Raw genomic sequence first — 604 nt, 5'->3', positions numbered from 1 at the left:
ATCGGTGCCTTGCCTGAAACCAGCTAAGTCTTGCTGAACCCAGCATATTGAGATTATTTGGGTATAAACGATTTGTTTTAGTTTAAGCCTCTCCATTTAAAGAGGGGAGTACGGGAAATTCGAGAAAAATAACAGAGTGGCTCGCTCTATTCAAAGCTAATTACTTTTAAGGTCAATTATCAAAGGTATATGCAATTAAGGGTGTTAAAGCTAGGGTGGTTTGAAGTGAGGATATATTATCTTAACTAAGTGATTATTATAATTGACCAATATTTAAATAGGGGGTTTTATCATCACTAATGCGGATTTTATATCCTAATTACTAATTTTTATTGTCTATATATGGCTTTCAATTTTAAGTGAATGTCATGAATTTTCGATATTTATTTAGAGGTAAAAAGAGAAAATTACTGATGGATATTTCAATGTAAACTTTCTTAAATATGAGACGTTTGGAAGTTTGGATGGCTAGATGTTCTTATAACTTATTGTTATGTAAATGATAACCTTTTTCATTGTGAAGGAGCTAAAATATGCCTTATTAACTTACTGTAACAAATTTAAATAATTCTATTTATTTTCTGTTTTTGACCTTTATTTGATA

The organism is Vibrio penaeicida (assembly GCF_002933855.1).
GTDB classification, from domain to species: Bacteria; Pseudomonadota; Gammaproteobacteria; order Enterobacterales; family Vibrionaceae; genus Vibrio; species Vibrio penaeicida_A.
Note: the sequence above shows the minus strand (reverse complement) of the source record.